Source organism: Halomonas sp. SIMBA_159 (assembly GCF_046536035.1).
In the GTDB taxonomy this organism is placed as follows: domain Bacteria; phylum Pseudomonadota; class Gammaproteobacteria; order Pseudomonadales; family Halomonadaceae; genus Vreelandella; species Vreelandella venusta_A.
Genome location: NZ_JAWJBT010001225.1, coordinates 1 through 248, shown reverse-complemented (window position 1 = coordinate 248; position 248 = coordinate 1). Strand labels below are relative to the sequence as shown.

Annotated in this window: 1 protein-coding gene; it reads right to left on the bottom strand. The window is 55.2% G+C overall.

Going from position 1 to position 248, the window contains the following annotated elements; genetic code table 11:
- Window positions 1-236 (bottom strand): GxxExxY protein (locus tag R0J87_RS23165; RefSeq protein ID WP_498889304.1); only part of this gene is annotated, 236 nt, incomplete at its 3' end.
- Between the last annotated feature and the right edge of the window lie 12 nt (window positions 237-248).

The window sequence follows — 248 nt, the reverse complement described above, 5'->3', positions numbered from 1 at the left end:
AGCGCGAGTTCGTGGCCGGTGGCTTTGAGGTAGGAGATCACCTGAGCTTTGTGGATGGGGTGAATCTGGTCGACGGCTTTGAGTTCAACGATGAGCGCGTTTTCGACAATCAGGTCGAGCCGACCTTCACCGATGGGTTCACCGCGATAAGCGAGTTGCACGGGTGCTTCCAACTGATGCGTGATTCGCTGGTGTCGCAATTCAATCGACAAAGCCTTTTGATAAGTCGCTTCCAGAAACCCCGGCCC